Source organism: Candidatus Halocynthiibacter alkanivorans (assembly GCF_003333265.1).
Classification (GTDB): domain Bacteria; phylum Pseudomonadota; class Alphaproteobacteria; order Rhodobacterales; family Rhodobacteraceae; genus Halocyntiibacter_A; species Halocyntiibacter_A alkanivorans.
In genome coordinates this window covers 20,170-36,917 of record NZ_QOLB01000066.1, presented here as the reverse complement: position 1 = coordinate 36,917, position 16,748 = coordinate 20,170, and the positions used below count along the sequence as shown (strand labels likewise).

The window sequence follows — 16,748 nt, the reverse complement described above, 5'->3', positions numbered from 1 at the left end:
GGAGCCAGAAAAATGAACGAAACAACGATAGATCGTGATATTGACCGGAGCCATATGCAGGTTTCGGACCAGGTGGCCATTCAGATCACCAACATGAACAAATGGTATGGCGCCTTCCACGTGCTGCGCGATATCAACATGACGGCGAACCACGGGGAACGCATCGTGGTCTGCGGGCCTTCGGGCTCGGGGAAATCGACCCTCATCCGCTGTATCAACCGTCTGGAAGTGCACCAGGCCGGTTCGATCCAGGTGGACGGTGTTGAGCTGTCCTCTGATCTGAAGAACATCGACAAGATCCGCTCAGATGTGGGCATGTGCTTTCAGCACTTCAATCTGTTCCCGCATCTGACCATCCTTGAAAACTGCACCCTGGCGCCGATGCATGTGCGCAAGACTCCAAAGAAGGAAGCCGAAGAAATTGCGATGCAGTTTCTTGAGAAGGTGAAAATTCCGGAACAGGCGCTGAAATATCCGGGCCAGCTGTCCGGTGGTCAGCAGCAGCGGGTGGCGATTGCACGTTCTCTGTGCATGAAACCGCGCATCATGTTGTTTGATGAGCCAACGTCTGCGCTTGACCCTGAGATGATCAAAGAGGTGCTCGACACCATGATCGAACTCGCGGAAGAGGGCATGACGATGATCTGTGTGACCCATGAGATGGGTTTCGCCCGTCAGGTGGCAAACCGGGTGATCTTTATGGATCAGGGCCAGATTGTGGAGCAGAATGAGCCGGAAGAGTTCTTCAGCAACCCGCAGTCTGAGCGCACGCAACTGTTCCTGAGCCAGATTTTGGGTCACTGAACAGGCGCACAGCCAGATTTAAAATCAGAACGCCGGCGGAGAGATCTGCCGGCGTTTTCTATTGCTGGGCGCGGGGCACTGTGAAAGCGGCGATATGGCCTGTGCCCCATTTGACCCCGGACCAGGTTTCGGCCTGAAACTCCAACACTGTGGTGGCGGCGGGCGGGTATCGTTGAAATTGCCTGTCTGCAGGGGGCGCGGCAGCAAAAGATATTGCTGCGCGCGCGATTCCCGGGTTGTGGGCGATAATCATCACCACTTGCGCCTGTTCAACCTGCTGCAGTCGCTGGAGGATAAAGGCCGGATTTGCCTGGTAAAGCCGGGGATCGATTTCGAATTTGCCCGCAAAGCCCAGAGTGGGGGACAGACCCGCCCAGGTCTCGCGTGTGCGCTGCGCTGAGGAGCAAAGCACGTGTTCGGGGGCATACCCCTGCCGGGCAAGCCAGCTGCCAATCAGAGGCGCGTCTTTGCGTCCGGCTGCGTTCAGCGTCCGGTCATGGTCGGTGGGGCAATCCTCATCCCAGTCCGAACTGGCATGGCGGGTCAGGATCAGGCGCAGTGTCATCGGTGAAACGCCGACATGTGAAATGCCGATTGTGCCGGCGCGCGCGGATAGGTTCTGGACACAGGGCAGGCGCGGCGCACCAGACAGCCGCCCTGCAGACAGTCCTGGCCCTCAGGAGTGTCAAGAAACGTATGGCAGGCCGGCACGTCATACTGCCCTTCCGTGATGGCGCCGGCCGGGCAGGCGCTGATGCAGGGGCGTCCCGCGCAACTCTGGCACGGCGAGGGCTGCGTGGCGGGCAGCTCAATATGGTGTGAAAAGGCCAGCGCGCCGCGGTAGGACACCATCAGCCCGGCCTTGTCATGCACCAGCAGCGACACTGGTGAGCTGAAGGACTGCGCGCTGCGCAGCGCCCAGGAAATGAACGGGTGCCAGGGCGGGCCGCCAAAGGGAAAGACTGGTGTTGCACCAAGGTCCTGAGCGAGTTGAGAAACCACCCGTAGCGACCAGCGGTCAACCGGGTCAGCCTTGCCATCGCGGAATTCAGCGGAGTCCGTGAGCACCGGCCAGAACCCGGGTTCCAGTGGTCCCAGCAGCAGGACGGTTTTGCAGCCTTCAGGGGCGCCATCTGTGTCTGCCGGGTGAAAACCGCCAAGCAGTTCAAGCTGCGCCGGGCGGATCTGTGACTTCAGATGTTGGTATTCGGAGTTTATGGCGCTGTTCTTCATGACGCCAACTTAGAGCAAGCCACAGGGCTTGGGAATTCCAGAATTCCAGTGCGCGTAATCGTGAGGGCGCCGTCAGCCGGCGCGGATCAGCGAGCCGGCACCGTGTTCGGTGTAGAGTTCCAGCAGGCAGGCGTTGGGGACACGCCCATCCAGGATCACCACCGCACGCACGCCCTGGTCCAGCGCATCCAGTGCCGTTTCGGTTTTTGGAATCATGCCGCCGGCAATGGTGCCGTCTGCGATCATATCGCGGATCTGGCCAGCGTTCAGTTCGGTCAGGACTTTGCCATCACCGCCTTTAACGCCCGATACGTCGGTCAGCAGCAACAGGCGGTCCGCCTGCAGTGCGCCGGCAATTGCGCCGGCAGCGGTGTCGCCGTTGACGTTAAAGGTCTCGCCGTTGCGCCCGGCGCCCAGCGGCGCGATGACCGGGATCAGACCAGAGGCCCCAAGATCGCGCAGCACTTTGGGATCCATATCAGCCGGCGTGCCGACAAAGCCAAGATCCGGGTGGGTCTGATCACAGATCATCAGATTGGCATCTTTGCCCGAAAGGCCAACCGCGCGGCCACCCTGGGAATTGATCGCCTGCACCAGCCGTTTGTTGACCTGACCTGAAAGCACCATTTCGACCACTTCCACCGTGGCCTGGTCGGTCACCCGTTTGCCGGCGACAAATTCAGATTTGATATCAAGCTTTTCCAGCATCGCGTTGATCATCGGACCGCCGCCATGCACGATGACCGGATTGACCCCAACCTGCTGCATCAGCACCACGTCGCGGGCGAAATTTTCCATCGCCTCGTCGCTGCCCATCGCATTGCCGCCAAGTTTGATGACGACGGTGGCGCCTTCATAACGTTGCAGGTAAGGGAGCGCCTGAGACAGGGTCCGGGCAGTTGCTGGCCAATCGCGGTTCATATCCTGGGTCTTCATCATGAGGGCTTTTCTCTGGGTCAGCCGGTTTTAGTCGACAGGGCGGCTCTAGTGCAAGACATTCCCGGACCGGGGTTATTCCATCGTGGCGATTATGGCGCGCAGATCTTCGATACCTTCGCCTTTTTCGGAACTGGTCAGGATGATTTCAGGGTAGGCGGCCGGGTGTTTTGACAGCGCTTTGCGCACCTGGGCAAACATCGGTTCCAGATCTTTTTCTTTGACCTTGTCGGCTTTGGTCAGCACCACCTGAAAGGTCACGGCAGACTTGTTCAGCAGCCCCATGATCTCTTCATCCACTGGTTTGATCCCGTGACGGCTGTCGACCAGCACAAACGCGCGGCGCAGCGTGGCGCGGCCGGACAGGTAGGCCTTCAGCAGCCGCTGCCATTTTTCAACGACTTTGACCGGTGCATTGGCAAAACCATAACCGGGTAGATCGACCACATAGTGGCTTTCGCCGCAGGTGAAGAAGTTGATCTCCTGGGTGCGGCCCGGAGTGTTGGAGGCACGCGCCAGAGCTTTGCGCCCGGTCAGGGCATTGATCAGGGTGGATTTGCCCACGTTGGAGCGCCCGGCAAAACAGACCTCCATCCGGTCCGCCGGCGGCATGCCGTCCATGGCGACAACGCCTTTGAGAAAATCGGTTTCGCCCGCAAACAGCAGACGCCCGGCTTCCCGGGCGTCTGCGTCAGTTTCAGCGAATGGAAAAGAAAGTTCCATTGATCAGCTTTCAGTTTTTTTGCGCTTAAAGGTGCGGATAATGTTGCCAAACACATCCGGCTTATGCCCATGGCTGCGCATGATGAGATATTGCTGGGTGAAGGTGATCGTATTGTTGGCGATCCAGTAGAGTACCAGACCGGAAGCAAATTGACCCAGCATGAACATGAACACCCAGGGCATCCAGGCCATGATCATCGCCTGAGACGCGTCGGTCGGTGCCGGGTTCAGCTTTTGCTGCAGGAACATCGAAATGCCCAGCAGGATCGGCAGAATACCAAGCGACAGGATTGCGAACAGGCTGTCGTCTGCCGGCAGCGAAATGGACAGCAGGCCAAACAGGTTCAGGATCGAACTGGGATCAGGGGCGGAGAGGTCATAGATCCAGCCGAGCCAGGGGGCCTGACGCAGCTCAATGGTGACAAAGATCACTTTGTAGAGCGAGAAGAAGATCGGGATCTGCAGCAGGAGCGGCAGACAACCGGAGGCCGGGTTGACCTTGTTCTTCTTGTACAGCGTCATCATTTCTTTCTGAAGCTTAGCGCGGTCATCACCGGCTTTTTCCTTCAGTTTCTCCATTTCCGGCTGCAACTCTTTCATCCGCGCCATGGAGACGTAGGATTTATAGGCCAGCGGGAACAACAGCGCTTTGATCACCAGCGTCAGCGCGATGATCGACCAGCCCATGTTGCCGATCACCGAGTTCAGCCAGTGCAGCATGGCAAAAATCGGTTTGGTCAGGAAAAAGAACATGCCCCAGTCAATTGAGTCGAGGAAGTTGATGATGCCATTGTCATCTTCATAGCTGCGGATGGCGGCCCATTCTTTGGCACCGGCAAACATACGTGTTTCCACCTCAACGGACTGGCCGGGCTCAACAGAGACCACAGGGTTACGGGTTTCGACGAAATAGATGTCGGAACCTGTGTAGTAGCCGGTGGTCGAAGTGAACGCCTGACCGCTGGCTGGGATCAGCGCGGTCATCCAGTTTTTATCGGTAAAGCCGATCCAGCCGTTTTCCTGCACCGAGGCTTCTTCGCCAAGACGGGCCTGATTGGCCAGCGGGTCCATGTCCGGCAGTTCTTTGTATTTGATTTCCGACAGCTCGTCGTCGCTTTGACGGACCACACCCTCGTGCAAGACAAAGAAGTTCAGCGTGTCGGGCGTGCCCTGACGTGCAACCAGACCATAGGGGGCCATGCGGGCCGCTGTGGCGCCGGTGTTTTCAACGCTCTGGGTCACGGTGAAGAGATAGTTCTCGTCCACTTCGATCTGGCGGCGGAAGGTCAGGCCTTTGCCATTGTCCCAGATCAGGGTGACAGGCTTATCGGTCGTCAGGACATCGCCGGATTCGATCTGCCATGCCGTTGCGCTGCCGGGTACGTCCGCTGCGGCAAGATCGCCACCCGGGGCCCAGCCAAAGACCGAATAATACGCTGAGTCAGACCCGGCCGGGCGCAGCAGGGTCACCAGCTCGCTGTCAGCGTCCAGAGTTTCGTTGTAATCCTTCAGCGCAATGTCGTCGATACGGCCGCCGGTGAGCGAAATAGATCCGGTCAGGCGGTCCGTGTCGACCGTCAGGCGTTCGGTCTTGGCCAGGGCCGTCTGCAGCGTCTCTGCCGGTGTCGCGGTGACAAGCGGTGCGCTGTTCAGAAGCGGTGTCGGAATGCCGGTATCACCGGCCCCCGCGGTCTGCTCGCTGACCGGGACCACTGGGGCAACCGGGGCGTCCGGGGCGAAGAAAAACATCCACCCCAAATATACAATGGCGCTCAAAGCGAGAGCGACGATGAGGTTCTTGTTCTGATCGTCCATGGATGGTGGCCCAACTGCTGTTACGAAAGTCAGTCGTGGTTCAACAACCCGGGGGGCAAAAGGTCAAGCTATTTCGGGTCACAACCCGCGCAAAACCGGTGAATCGTGCGGAAAATTGCGCAGCGACGCTCAGCCGGCATGGCGACCGAGTATCGACGGCGTGGCGAGTTTCTCACGGTGTTTGCGCATCCAGGTGGTGGTTTCGTCAAACGGCATTGGCCGCGCAACACTGAAACCCTGGATATGACCGCACCCAAGTTGCGCCAGCATGGAGTGTTCGCCGACGGTTTCAACGCCTTCCGCCAGTGTTTCCAGATCAAGCCGTTCGGCCATGGTCAGGATGGCAGCCGCCATGTTTTGCTGATCGCGGTCAACGTCAACGCGGGTCACATAGGAGCGGTCAATTTTGATCCGGTCCACGGCAAAACGGCGGATATTTGCGATCGACGCGTGACCGGTGCCAAAATCGTCAAGATCGATACGGCAGCCCATTTCTGACAGAGCCCATATGTTGCGGGTGATAGTGTCATTGTCAGAGGAGGCAATCACGTCTTCCAGAATTTCAACGGTCAAGCGGTCCGGTGTCAGGTCAAACCGGTCCAGCTCCCAGCGCAGTTTGTCGACCAGTTTCGGGTTGCTCAGCTCTTCGGCGGCAAAATTCACCGCCACATTGGGCACGTTGATGTCGATATTGTCCCAGGCCTGGATCGCCGCCAGCGACTGGTTCAGCATCACGTCACCCAGATGTTCAAACAGCCCGGCATCCGCGATTGCAGGCAGGAATTCTGCCGGTGGGATCAGCCCGCGTTCGGGGTGTTGCCAGCGCGCCAGCGCTTCCAGCCCGGTCACCTCGCCCGTGTCAGTGGACACCTGCGGCTGAAACCAGGGGGTGATCTGGCCATTTTCAAGCGCATTGCCGACTTCGGCCGCGATGGCAGACGCGGCCGCAGCCCGTTTTACAATGTCCGGTGAATAGGCGCGAATTGCAGAGGGTCCGTTGTTTTGCGCATCGACAAGCGCCCGTTCGGCGGCCGCAAGCAGCGCGGCGCCATCGGAAGACGGGGCGCGGGACGGGGTGCAAAAGCCAATGGAAGAGGTCACATAGACACGCGTTGCATTGATGCTGAACGGGTCTGACAACGCGCCCTGGATGCGGGCCGCGATTTGCAGCATGCCTTCCAGATCAACGCGGCGTCTGGGCGCCATTGCGATGGCAAAACACGGCCCGTCCAGTTTGGCGATGAGATCATAATCCCGCATGGTGTCGCGCAGCCGGGTGGCGGCGCTGGCCAGCACTTTGTCAGAGGCATCCGTGCCATAGGTGCGGGATATCGTCGGAAATTCGTCCAGTTCGACCACCAGGCAGGCGGTAGAATGACCATTGGTACCAGCAGTTTGATACGCCTCGTTCAGCGCTCCAATCGCCGAAGCCCGCAGTGGCAGGCCGGTGATGCTGTCGCATTCTTTTGCCCCGGAGGACCCATTCGCCGGCAGCAGCCCGGCCAGGGCGATAATCGCAGGGAACAGAATCGCGATGAACAGGAGGACCCCTTCGCCGCCATACCAGTAACCACCCAGCGAGATTGCCGGCAAAAACGCAAGAAGCTGTGGCCCCAGGAGGATGGAGCGCAGCGCCGTTCTGAAGCGCAAAGCGTTGAAATCACGTATGAACGGCATGGACGCGTCCTTCAGGTATTCTCAGACAGATAAGCTGCCTGTTCAGTACCGACGCTAGGGCGAGTTCCTGTGCGTCTGGTTAACGCAACCTGGGAATATTAAGGCCATTTTCGTTCAATTTGTCAGCATTGCGTTCAAGCCCGGTGAAATCGAACAATTTTGGGTCAAGAAGATGGCTGGGCCGTGCATTCATCAGCGAACGGAACATAACCTGGCGCCGGCCGGGGCTATTTTTTTCCCAACCATCCAGAATCGCTTTGACCTGCTGGCGCTGCAAACCGTCCTGAGATCCGCACAGATCGCAGGGAATAATCGGGTAATTCATTGCGGTTGCGAACTTTTCGCAATCCACTTCAGCCACATGGGCCAGCGGGCGGTATACAAACAGATCGCCCTCCTCGTTAATTAGTTTCGGCGGCATGGTGGCGAGTCGCCCGCCGTGAAAGAGATTCATAAAAAAGGTTTCCAGGATATCGTCGCGGTGGTGGCCGAGCACAACGGCGGAACAGCCCTCTTCCCGCGCCACCCGGTAGAGATTGCCGCGGCGCAGGCGCGAACACAGGGCGCAAAAGGTGCGCCCTGCGGGGGTCTTGTCCATCACCACCGAATATGTGTCCTGGTATTCGATCCGGTGCGGGATGCCCATCTTTTCCAGAAACGCCGGCAATACGGTGGCGGGAAAACCCGGCTGGCCCTGATCCAGATTGCAGGCGAGGATCTCCACCGGCAGCAGGCCACGCCATTGCAGCTCATGCAGCACCGCCAGCAGCGTGTAGCTGTCCTTACCGCCGGACAGGCAGACCAGCCAGCGGGCACCGCGTTCAATCATGCCGTATTGCTCGATCGCTTCGCGGGTCTGGCGCACAATGCGCTTGCGCAGTTTTTTGAACTCAGTGGTCGATGGGGCACCGTGGAACAGGGCGTGAATGTCGTCGATATCATCAAGCATAGCTGGCTCCGGCGATTGGATTGGGCGGGTCTACGCGGGATTGGGGGCGGGCGTCAAATGTTTCAGCAGCATCAACACCGGCAGCGCCGCAAGAGCCGCGGCTGCGGCGAGGTAGATGCTGGCCTGATAATCAAAGAGGGACGCCATCAGCCCCATCAGCGCGGAGCCCAGCATGCCGCCCAGAAACAGGCTGGATACATAGGTGGCGGTGGCCTGGCCCATGCGCCCCATGGCAAACCCCTGGATGTAGCCAATCGCTGCGCCGGCAAACAGCCCGTAATAGAGACCTTCCGCGGCGGCCAGAAGGATCAGTTGAGGGATGCTCTGCAGCTGGGTGATGCTCAGCATAACCACAACGGCCAGCATGGCGGCGGCCATTAACACCCGTCGCTCACCCCAGCGTTGGGCGAGTATGGCCGCGAAATAGATCGCCGGGATCTCAAACAGGCATTTGATGGCAAAGGACAGGCCGGGCGCATAGCCGGGCAGCCCGGCTTCATACTTGAAAAACAACGGCATCGCGGAAGAATAGAGCACGTTTGTCATCGACAGCAGCATCGAGACCGCGGCGGCGATCAGCAGGATGTGGTTGCGGCCGGTACGCCCGGACCCTGTCGGCGCTTGGGCCGCCCGAAAGCCGCCGGGCAGGGTGATTGTCCACAGCGCAAGCCTGAGAACCGCGATGAAAAATGTGGCAAGGAAAGCGGCCCTGAAGCTGAAGCTGTCCAGCAGCACAAATGCAAACGCCGGGCCGAAAATCCAGCCGGTGGAGGTCACAATGCGCAGCAGCGCGTTGAAGCGGGCAATATCAAGTTGTTGGCGTTCCGCGTAAAGGCGGCCAAGGCTGTAGCCCACCGACAGGGCGGTATTGGCCAGCGAAATCAGCGGCGCAAAGACAAGAAGCAGCACCAGGTAGCTGGTGAGGAAATAGAGCAGCATGGTGGCCAGTAAAAAGGCCGCTATCGACACCAGCTGCAACTGCCGGATGTCGCGGCCACTGTCGATGGCGGCGCCGAAACGTTTGTTCAGCCCCATGGTCAGGGCCGTGACGATGACAAAATAAAGGCTGATCGCCCAAGGCGGCTGCCCCAGCTCATCAACGATGAAGAGCCCCATTACGGGCACCAGTGAAGACGCGGCAATACTGCCGGTGAGCGCCAGAGCCAATATCAGGCGGGCGTCGCGGTCAAGGCTGCGCAGAAAGGAAATAAACATGTGCAATCCGGTAAGCAGAATATGGATGCACTCTGCGGGCGACGGGCACGCCTGTCCAGCCTTGCGCTTGTATTCCCAGCCTAGTCCTGGTGTGGCTGATCTGCAGCGTCATCTTGCTGCAGGCCGGTCTTTTGTGAAGCTGTCTTCTCCGGCCCGGGCACCGGATCATAGCCCTGACTGCCAAACGGGTGGCAGCGGCCAATGCGCCGCAATGTCAGCAGGCTGCCACGCACGGCACCATGTTTTTCCAGCGCTTCAAGCGCATAGGCGGAGCAGGTGGGCTGATAGCGGCAATTGGCGCCAACGAGCGGCGAGAAAATCAGCCGGTAGGCGCGCACGGGCAGGGCTGCGATTCGGGCCAGAGGCGTCATTTGCGCGTCCTGTGGATCTTGCGCACCGCCGTGCGTAGGTCGTCCTGCAGCGCCACAAAGTCGCGCGCGGCCGTGACGTCTTTGCGCCCGATCAGCACATAGTCCCAGCCCGGCTGACCCAGGTCGGGCAGCAGCAGACGCGCAATCTCGCGCAAACGGCGTTTGGCGCGGTTGCGGGCGACGGCATTGCCGACTTTTTTGGAGCAGGTGAAACCGACTCGGATCCCCGCATCGCCATCATCGCGGTTGCGGGCCTGCAGCATAAAACACCCGGCGCCCTGACGTCTGGCCCGGGCGGCGCGCAGGAAATCGGCGCGTTTGGTGATCACTGTCAGGCCGGGGGGCGGACATGACGAAACCGCCGCTGCACCCTGATCCGCGGCAATCGCAGAGAAAAAAGGCACATCCGGCGGTGTCATATTATTGCCTTCCGGCAAGATCTTACGCGCTGAGCGTCTTACGACCCTTCGCACGACGTGCGTTCAGGATCTTGCGGCCAGCTTTGGTTGCCATGCGTGCACGAAAGCCGTGGCGCCGTTTGCGAACCAGGTTCGAGGGTTGGTAGGTGCGCTTCATGGCAGCATCTCCGAGGGTTAGGCCCAAACCCCACTATGGGATTCGAAGGCTGATATCTGTACGAAGCCCGGTCAATAGGGCGATGTTACAGAGTTGTCAATTCGCCCCGGGGTGAATCCGGGAATAAATTGGCGGACCCTGTCAGAATGTTTCAGTTTAGCACAGAATCCGCAGGTTTTCTGACATCCTGGTGACGTGGAATCAAGCACGCGTGAGGCGGGTTTCGCCGGGCGCATTATGGTCGCATGCTGGCGGAGCGTCAAAAACAGGCAGGACAAGGATAGATATGACTGATTCTCACAAGCCCGGGTGGATAAAAAAGCTGCCTCTGATTGCGATTTGTGCCGTTGCCCTGATCGGGGCATTCACCTTGCGGGACTATTTGTCGTTTGAAACGCTGCGCGACAACCGTGAAGCCCTGACCGCCTACCGCGACGCCAACTATATGACCACGGTGGTGGTCTTTGTACTGATCTATATCGTGATCGTTGCGTTTTCGCTGCCTGGGGCCGCGATTGCAACGCTGACCGGTGGTTTTATGTTTGCGACCTTTCCCGGGGTACTGTTCAACCTTACCGGCGCCACTGTCGGTGCGACACTTATCTTTCTGGCGGCACGCTGGGGCCTGGGCGAAAGCCTGGCACGTAAGTTAGACGCCTCGCACGGGGCGGTTAAAAAGATCAAAGACGGCATTGATGAGAACCAGTGGTCGATGTTGTTTCTGATCCGGCTGGTGCCGGCGGTGCCGTTTTTTGTCGCCAATCTGATCCCGGCGCTGGTCGGGGTGCCGCTGTCGCGATTCGTTATCACCACCTTCCTCGGCATTATTCCCGGCGGTCTTGTTTATACCTCTGTCGGGGCCGGGCTGGGCTCGATATTTGAGCGTGGCGAGACGCCGGACCTCGGCATCATCTTTGAACCACAATTTATTCTGCCGATTCTGGGGCTTTGTGCCCTGGCGATCCTGCCCATTGTGCTGAACGTATTCCGCCACAAGAAGGACGCACAGCAATGAAGCGGATCAAAACAGATCTTTGTGTGATTGGCGCCGGATCGGGCGGCTTGTCGGTGGCCGCAGGTGCGGTGCAGATGGGGGCCAGCGTGGTGCTGATTGAAGGCCATAAGATGGGCGGCGATTGTCTGAACTTTGGCTGCGTCCCGTCCAAGTCGCTGATTGCTGCCGGTAAAGCGGCGCATGCGACACGTAAAGGCGGTTTTGGTATTGCCGGGGTCGAGCCTGAAATCGACTATGCCGCCGCCATGGATCATGTTCACAGCGTGATCGACACCATCGCACCGCTGGACAGTCAGGAACGCTTTGAAGCACTTGGCTGTACCGTGATCCGTGAGTTTGCCCGTTTCATCTCGGCCACGGAAGTCCAGGCCGGAGACACCGTCATTCAGGCGCGCCGTTTTGTGCTGGCGACCGGATCCTCCCCGCTGGTGCCGCCGGTGCCGGGGCTGGACACCGTGCCCTATGAGACCAATGAGACCCTGTTTGATCTGCGCGAAAAACCGGAACATCTGCTGATCATTGGTGGCGGGCCAATCGGCATGGAAATGGCGCAGGCGCACCGGCGTCTGGGCTGTAAAGTGACGGTGATCGAAGGCTTAAAAGCGCTCGGCAAAGATGACCCGGAAATGGCCGCAGTGGTGCTGGACAACCTGCGCACTGAGGGGGTTGAGATCGCCGAAGAGGCGATGGCGTCGCAGATCCGTGGCGCCGCCGGGGCGATTGAAGTCGAAGTGCAGGACGGTCGCGTGTTCCGGGGCAGCCACCTGTTGATGGCAGTGGGGCGCAAGCCAAATATCGACAAGCTGGATCTCGACAAGGCAGGTGTTGCCTATACCCGCGCCGGCATCACAGTCGGCGCCGATCTGCGCAGCAGCAACCGCCGGGTCTATGCCATTGGCGATGTGGCTGGCGGGCTCCAGTTTACCCATGTGGCGGGCTATCACGCCGGGGTGATTATCCGCTCGATCCTGTTTGGGCTGCCGTCCCGGGCATCTGACCACCACATCCCCTGGGCCACCTATACCGACCCGGAACTGGCGCAAGTCGGGTTAAGCGAAGCACTGGCGAAAGAGGCGCATGGTGACCGGCTGGAAGTCATCCGCTTTGAATATGCCCACAACGACCGGGCCCTCACCAGCGGGAAGACGGCGGGGCTGATCAAACTCATGGTGGTCAAAGGCCGGCCGGTCGGGGTTTCGATTGCCGGGGCAGATGCGGGCGAGCTGATTTCGCTCTGGGCGCTGGTGCTGGCCAATAAAATGAAGATTGGCGCGGTTGCGGCCATGGTTTCTCCTTATCCGACACTTATGGAGGTTAACAAACGGGCCGCGGGTGCCTATTTCTCGCCAAGGCTGTTTGACAGCCCTATGGTAAAGAGAGTCGTCAGGCTGGTGCAGAAAATCCTGCCCTAGACATGATATGGCGGATACCGCCGAGATAAGGACACGCGCAGTGCTGAACACGCTATCAGGCCGGTTTCTGATCCTGACCACCGTATTTGTGATGTTGGCCGAGGTGATGATTTTCGTGCCGTCAGTGGCGCGGTTCCGCCAGGATTTCCTGCAGATGCGTCTTGAACGCGGCCAGATCGCGTCGCTGGCCTTGTTGGCCGACGATATGCTTGAGATGGACCTGGAAGAAGAGCTGTTGAAAAACGCCGGTGTCTTTAATGTGGTGCTGCGCCGCAATGAGGTGCGGCAACTGGCACTGTCCTCGCCGATTCCTGAGCCCATATACGCCACCTATGACCTGCGCGATCCTGGTGCGCTGGTGTTGATCCGCGATGCGCTTGCGGATCTGGTCAATCCGGACAACCGGGTGATCCGGGTGATCGGGGATCCGGTGCGTGAAGCTGGGCTGCAGATCGAAATCACCATGGAAACCGATCCGCTGCGCAAGGCGATGATCGAATACGGGGTGAATGTTTTTCTACTGTCGCTGGTGATCTCGGTCATCACCGCGGCGCTGTTGTTTGTGGCGGTTCAGCGGCTGATGGTGCGGCCGATCAAGCGGGTGGTCACGGCGATGACCTCTTACACCGAAGCCCCCGAGGACGCGCGGCGCATCTTTGTGCCTGACGCCACCGTGTCTGAATTGCGGGAGGCAGAAAACGCCTTGCAGGCGATGCAGCAACAGCTGACCAGTTCGTTGCGTCACAAAGAACGCCTGGCGCAGCTGGGCGAAGCGGTGGCGAAGGTGTCCCATGACCTGCGCAACATCCTGACCACGACCCAGCTGATTGCTGACCGGATGGAAATGTCTGCGGATCCCGGGGTGCAGCGCGCCGCGCCCAAACTGGTGAATTCGATTAGCCGGGCGGTGAACCTGTGCGAATCGACGCTGGCATTTGGTCAGGCGGCAGAACCGCCGCCGCGGCTGTCACGTGTTGTGCTGGCCGATCTGGTCTCTGATGTGATGGAGGGCGAACGCCTGGCGGCCGGTGAGTATGAGCTGTCTCTGGGCGAAGACGTGCCGGCGACGCTGCTGATCCGGGCTGATGGCGAGCAAATGTACCGGGTGTTGTCCAATCTGGTGCGCAATGCGCGTCAGGCCATCATGGCGACCGCCCGGCCCGGGGAAATCCAGATCCATGCCGATGAATCTGATACCAGCTGGAATATCTCGGTGACCGACACCGGGCCCGGGCTGCCGATCAAGGCGCAGGACCATCTGTTCCAGGCGTTTCAGGGCAATGTGCGTAAAGGCGGCATTGGTCTTGGCCTGGCCATCGCTTCTGAACTGGTGACCGGCCACGGCGGAAGCCTTGAGCTGATCCGCTCTGATGAGGGGGGCACCAGCTTTCTGATCCGGCTTCCGAAAAATATCGGAGAGCAAAATGAAGAAAAATGATTTTTCTTGTTTTTCGCTCTTGCGGCCCCGGTGAGTAGGGGCTAAATCCTGCCACACAAACCGCGCTCTGGTAGCTCAGCTGGATAGAGTACCTGACTACGAATCAGGGGGTCGGGGGTTCGAATCCTCCCCAGAGCGCCATTTGTTTCCCAGCACAACCGAAGTGACAAATGGCCCGTCAGGGCTGGACAGTCTGTGCCCCATACGCACACACTGACAGCCTGAATACAAAGCGGAGCGCCTGTAATGACTTCTTTATCTGATATTATTTCCCAGGGCAGCGGTGCGGCGCGCGCCGATATGATTCTCCGTGGCGGTGAGGTGTTTGACCTGATCACCGGTGAGATGATTCCCGGTGATGTGGCGATCTGTGGCGATACGATTGTTGGTGTAGGTGAGGCTTACGAATCGGACAATGTGATTGATGTGACAGGTCGCGTTCTGGTGCCGGGCTTTATTGACACCCACCTGCATATCGAAAGCTCCCTTGTGACCCCGTTTGAATTTGACCGCTGTGTCACGCCGCACGGGGTGACCACGGCGATCTGTGATCCGCATGAGATCGCCAATGTGATCGGGCCGGACGGTATCCGCTATTTTCAGCGCGCCTCAGAGCTTACTGTGATGGATATCAAAGTGCAGCTGAGTTCCTGTGTGCCGTCAACCGACATGGAAACCGCAGGGGCGGACATCAGTGCGGAAGATCTGCAACAACTGCGGGGGCATCCCTCGGGTATCGGGTTGGCGGAATTCATGAATTATCCCGGTGTGATCTACCAGGATCCCGGCTGCATGGCCAAACTGAACGCGTTCCGGGGCGCCCATATTGATGGTCATGCACCGATGCTGTCGGGGCGGGATCTCAACGCTTATATTGCGGCGGGCATCCGTACCGAGCACGAGGCGACAACGGCGGAAGAAGCGCTGGAGAAGCTGCGCAAGGGCATGCGCATCCTCGTGCGTGAAGGCTCGGTCTCCAAAGACCTGCATGCGCTGGCGCCGATCATCACCGAACGCAATTCCCCCTATATTGCGCTGTGCACAGATGACCGGAACCCGCTTGATATCGCCGAGCAGGGGCATCTGGATTATATGATCCGCACCGCGATCGCGCTGGGCGCCGAACCGCTGGCCATTTACCGGGCCTCAAGCCTGTCGGCAGCTGAAGCCTTTGGGTTAAAGGACAGGGGGCTGATCGCGCCGGGCAAACGCGCCGATATCGTGGTGCTGGACAGCCTGCAGGCCTGTAATGCGCAAATGGTGCTGACGGCCGGTCAGATCGCCTCTGACGCTCTGTTTGCCGCGCGTGGGACCGTTGCGCCGGTGGGGCGGAACTCAGTAAATGCGCCGCATGTCCGTGCCGAGCATTTCCGCACCGGCGGCAACCGAGAGCAAACCGATGTGATCGGCATTATTCCCGGCAAAATCATCACCGATCACCTGCATGAAATCATTCCGATTAAAGACGGCGACAAACGCCCTGACCCGGCGCGCGACCTGATCAAGATTGCGGTGATTGAACGCCACGGGAAAAACGGCAACATGGCAACGGGCTTTGTACGAGGGTTTGAGCTGAAATCCGGCGCAATTGCCTCTACCGTTTGCCACGATCATCACAACATCGCCGTGGTCGGCACCGATTACGATGACATGGCAATGGCGGCCAACCGGTTGGGTGAAATTGAGGGCGGCTTTGTCGTGGTCAAAGACGGCGAAGTGCTGGCGGAGCTGGCGCTGCCGGTGGCCGGGCTGATGAGCCTGAACAGCTTTGAGCAAGTGCGCGACGATCTGATTGATCTGCGTAAGGCTGCGCGTGGGCTTGGGGTGACGCTGGAGGAGCCGTTTCTGCAACTGGCGTTTCTCGCGCTGCCGGTGATTCCAAATCTGAAGATCACTGACCGGGGTCTGGTGGACGTGATCAAGTTCGAAATTATCGCCTGATCAGCTGTGCTGGCAGCCTTGCAGAGCGGCAGGGTTGAACAGCTCAAACAGCGCCGTGTTGCCGCAGACCAGTGTGTCCAGGGTGACCTCGTCCAGTTGAGAGTAAAAGCTCTCTACGGCCTTTCGGAGCGCGCCGCGCAAAATACATAAATTGGTGAGCGGGCAGGTATTGTCGTTGTCGGCAAAACAGTCTTCGTCTGCGACTTCGCCTTCAAGGGCTCTGAAGATCTGACCAACCCGGATATCGGACATATCGAGCGCCAGGCGTACACCACCACGCCGGCCGCGCACGGTGGTCAGATACCCAAGCTGCCCCAGCCGGTTGATCACCTGCGCCATGTGATTCACCGATGAGTTGCAGGCCAGGGCGGCTTCGTGTTTGGTCACCAGCCGGTCAGGGTTGGTGCCGCAAAACATTAACAGGCGCACTGCGAGATTGCTGCGTTTAGTGAGTCGCAAGGGTCAGATCCTCTGGGGAGGCTATCCCCGATCATGCGAGGCTATCGCCTGAACGGGTAACTGTATTTGATATGTGTCAAATTGCGTGATTCCCGCCATTTTGCTGCGCGAAGAGCATCTGAGGCGTCGGTTTGGCGTGAAATCTTCAGGCAATACACCGGAGTCTGAGGGACGCTGCGGGCAA

Annotated in this window: 17 protein-coding genes and 1 tRNA gene; 6 read left to right on the top strand and 12 right to left on the bottom strand. The window is 59.1% G+C overall.

Features of this window, described 5'->3' with window-relative positions; translation table 11 throughout:
• Positions 1-12: 12 nt before the first annotated feature.
• The gene (locus DWA01_RS06340) at positions 13-804 is read left to right on the top strand and encodes an amino acid ABC transporter ATP-binding protein (protein ID WP_114284999.1); all 792 of its coding nucleotides are present in this window, start codon (positions 13-15) and stop codon (positions 802-804) included.
• Between the two features lie 58 nt (positions 805-862).
• Here DWA01_RS06340 and DWA01_RS06335 read toward each other — a convergent pair whose 3' ends face one another.
• The 11 genes from DWA01_RS06335 to rpmH form a co-directional block, all read right to left on the bottom strand.
• Entirely contained in the window at positions 863-1,369 is a 507-nt protein-coding gene (locus tag DWA01_RS06335) for a SixA phosphatase family protein (protein WP_114284998.1), read from the bottom strand.
• Positions 1,366-2,037 (bottom strand): ferredoxin, encoded by a 672-nt coding sequence (locus tag DWA01_RS06330; RefSeq protein ID WP_114284997.1) that lies wholly within the window; start codon positions 2,035-2,037, stop codon positions 1,366-1,368. Before DWA01_RS06330 ends, DWA01_RS06335 begins: the two co-directional genes overlap by 4 nt.
• 72 nt (positions 2,038-2,109) lie before the next feature.
• Positions 2,110-2,973 carry an acetylglutamate kinase gene (gene argB / locus DWA01_RS06325; RefSeq protein ID WP_114285061.1) on the bottom strand — a complete coding sequence of 288 codons (864 nt, stop codon included), beginning with the start codon at positions 2,971-2,973 and terminating at the stop codon, positions 2,110-2,112.
• Positions 2,974-3,048: 75 nt separating this feature from the next.
• Positions 3,049-3,696: a ribosome biogenesis GTP-binding protein YihA/YsxC gene (yihA, locus tag DWA01_RS06320; RefSeq protein ID WP_114284996.1), complete on the bottom strand. Its 648-nt coding sequence runs from the start codon at positions 3,694-3,696 to the stop codon at positions 3,049-3,051.
• A 3-nt stretch (positions 3,697-3,699) separates the two neighbouring features.
• Positions 3,700-5,511 carry a membrane protein insertase YidC gene (gene yidC / locus DWA01_RS06315; protein WP_114284995.1) on the bottom strand — a complete coding sequence of 604 codons (1,812 nt, stop codon included), beginning with the start codon at positions 5,509-5,511 and terminating at the stop codon, positions 3,700-3,702.
• A 129-nt stretch (positions 5,512-5,640) separates the two neighbouring features.
• Positions 5,641-7,188: a putative bifunctional diguanylate cyclase/phosphodiesterase gene (locus DWA01_RS06310; RefSeq protein WP_114284994.1), complete on the bottom strand. Its 1,548-nt coding sequence runs from the start codon at positions 7,186-7,188 to the stop codon at positions 5,641-5,643.
• 79 nt (positions 7,189-7,267) lie between these two features.
• Entirely contained in the window at positions 7,268-8,137 is an 870-nt protein-coding gene (gene ttcA / locus DWA01_RS06305; RefSeq protein WP_114284993.1) for a tRNA 2-thiocytidine(32) synthetase TtcA, read from the bottom strand.
• A gap of 30 nt (positions 8,138-8,167) precedes the next feature.
• Positions 8,168-9,352, bottom strand: a complete 1,185-nt coding sequence (locus DWA01_RS06300; RefSeq protein WP_114284992.1) for an MFS transporter — start codon at positions 9,350-9,352, stop codon at positions 8,168-8,170.
• A gap of 80 nt (positions 9,353-9,432) precedes the next feature.
• Positions 9,433-9,723: a membrane protein insertion efficiency factor YidD gene (yidD, locus tag DWA01_RS06295; RefSeq protein ID WP_114284991.1), complete on the bottom strand. Its 291-nt coding sequence runs from the start codon at positions 9,721-9,723 to the stop codon at positions 9,433-9,435.
• Positions 9,720-10,142, bottom strand: coding sequence for a ribonuclease P protein component (gene rnpA, locus DWA01_RS06290; RefSeq protein WP_114284990.1), 423 nt, complete (start codon positions 10,140-10,142; stop codon positions 9,720-9,722). Before rnpA ends, yidD begins: the two co-directional genes overlap by 4 nt.
• Before the next feature lie 22 nt (positions 10,143-10,164).
• Positions 10,165-10,299 carry a 50S ribosomal protein L34 gene (gene rpmH, locus DWA01_RS06285; protein WP_114284989.1) on the bottom strand — a complete coding sequence of 45 codons (135 nt, stop codon included), beginning with the start codon at positions 10,297-10,299 and terminating at the stop codon, positions 10,165-10,167.
• Between the two features lie 286 nt (positions 10,300-10,585).
• Here rpmH and DWA01_RS06280 point away from each other — a divergent pair, with 286 nt between their 5' ends.
• The 5 genes from DWA01_RS06280 to ade all read left to right on the top strand — a co-directional run bounded on the left by DWA01_RS06280 (position 10,586) and on the right by ade (position 16,105).
• The gene (locus DWA01_RS06280) at positions 10,586-11,314 is read left to right on the top strand and encodes a TVP38/TMEM64 family protein (RefSeq protein WP_114284988.1); all 729 of its coding nucleotides are present in this window, start codon (positions 10,586-10,588) and stop codon (positions 11,312-11,314) included.
• A complete protein-coding gene (locus DWA01_RS06275; RefSeq protein ID WP_114284987.1) occupies positions 11,311-12,726 on the top strand; it encodes a dihydrolipoyl dehydrogenase family protein in 1,416 nt (471 codons plus the stop codon). Before DWA01_RS06280 ends, DWA01_RS06275 begins: the two co-directional genes overlap by 4 nt.
• Positions 12,727-12,766: 40 nt before the next feature.
• Positions 12,767-14,164, top strand: coding sequence for a sensor histidine kinase (locus DWA01_RS06270; RefSeq protein ID WP_114285060.1), 1,398 nt, complete (start codon positions 12,767-12,769; stop codon positions 14,162-14,164).
• Positions 14,165-14,228: 64 nt separating this feature from the next.
• Positions 14,229-14,305 (top strand) — tRNA-Arg (locus DWA01_RS06265).
• A gap of 105 nt (positions 14,306-14,410) precedes the next feature.
• The gene (ade, locus tag DWA01_RS06260) at positions 14,411-16,105 is read left to right on the top strand and encodes an adenine deaminase (RefSeq protein WP_114284986.1); all 1,695 of its coding nucleotides are present in this window, start codon (positions 14,411-14,413) and stop codon (positions 16,103-16,105) included.
• On the opposite strand, the gene DWA01_RS06255 is transcribed toward ade, so the two are convergent.
• Complete coding sequence (locus tag DWA01_RS06255) at positions 16,106-16,564, bottom strand: RrF2 family transcriptional regulator (RefSeq protein ID WP_114284985.1); 459 nt, start codon at positions 16,562-16,564, stop codon at positions 16,106-16,108.
• Positions 16,565-16,748: the final 184 nt, after the last annotated feature.

Excerpts from the sequence above, each read along its gene's own strand:
- DWA01_RS06340 (WP_114284999.1), top strand. The coding sequence starts at position 13 with ATGAACGAAACAACGATAGATCGTGATATTGACCGGAGCCATATGCAG.
- DWA01_RS06335 (WP_114284998.1), bottom strand. The coding sequence starts at position 1,369 with ATGACACTGCGCCTGATCCTGACCCGCCATGCCAGTTCGGACTGGGAT.
- DWA01_RS06330 (WP_114284997.1), bottom strand. The coding sequence starts at position 2,037 with ATGAAGAACAGCGCCATAAACTCCGAATACCAACATCTGAAGTCACAG.
- argB (WP_114285061.1), bottom strand. The coding sequence starts at position 2,973 with ATGAAGACCCAGGATATGAACCGCGATTGGCCAGCAACTGCCCGGACC.
- yihA (WP_114284996.1), bottom strand. The coding sequence starts at position 3,696 with ATGGAACTTTCTTTTCCATTCGCTGAAACTGACGCAGACGCCCGGGAA.
- yidC (WP_114284995.1), bottom strand. The coding sequence starts at position 5,511 with ATGGACGATCAGAACAAGAACCTCATCGTCGCTCTCGCTTTGAGCGCC.
- DWA01_RS06310 (WP_114284994.1), bottom strand. The coding sequence starts at position 7,188 with ATGCCGTTCATACGTGATTTCAACGCTTTGCGCTTCAGAACGGCGCTG.
- ttcA (WP_114284993.1), bottom strand. The coding sequence starts at position 8,137 with ATGCTTGATGATATCGACGACATTCACGCCCTGTTCCACGGTGCCCCA.
- DWA01_RS06300 (WP_114284992.1), bottom strand. The coding sequence starts at position 9,352 with ATGTTTATTTCCTTTCTGCGCAGCCTTGACCGCGACGCCCGCCTGATA.
- yidD (WP_114284991.1), bottom strand. The coding sequence starts at position 9,723 with ATGACGCCTCTGGCCCGAATCGCAGCCCTGCCCGTGCGCGCCTACCGG.
- rnpA (WP_114284990.1), bottom strand. The coding sequence starts at position 10,142 with ATGACACCGCCGGATGTGCCTTTTTTCTCTGCGATTGCCGCGGATCAG.
- rpmH (WP_114284989.1), bottom strand. The coding sequence starts at position 10,299 with ATGAAGCGCACCTACCAACCCTCGAACCTGGTTCGCAAACGGCGCCAC.
- DWA01_RS06280 (WP_114284988.1), top strand. The coding sequence starts at position 10,586 with ATGACTGATTCTCACAAGCCCGGGTGGATAAAAAAGCTGCCTCTGATT.
- DWA01_RS06275 (WP_114284987.1), top strand. The coding sequence starts at position 11,311 with ATGAAGCGGATCAAAACAGATCTTTGTGTGATTGGCGCCGGATCGGGC.
- ade (WP_114284986.1), top strand. The coding sequence starts at position 14,411 with ATGACTTCTTTATCTGATATTATTTCCCAGGGCAGCGGTGCGGCGCGC.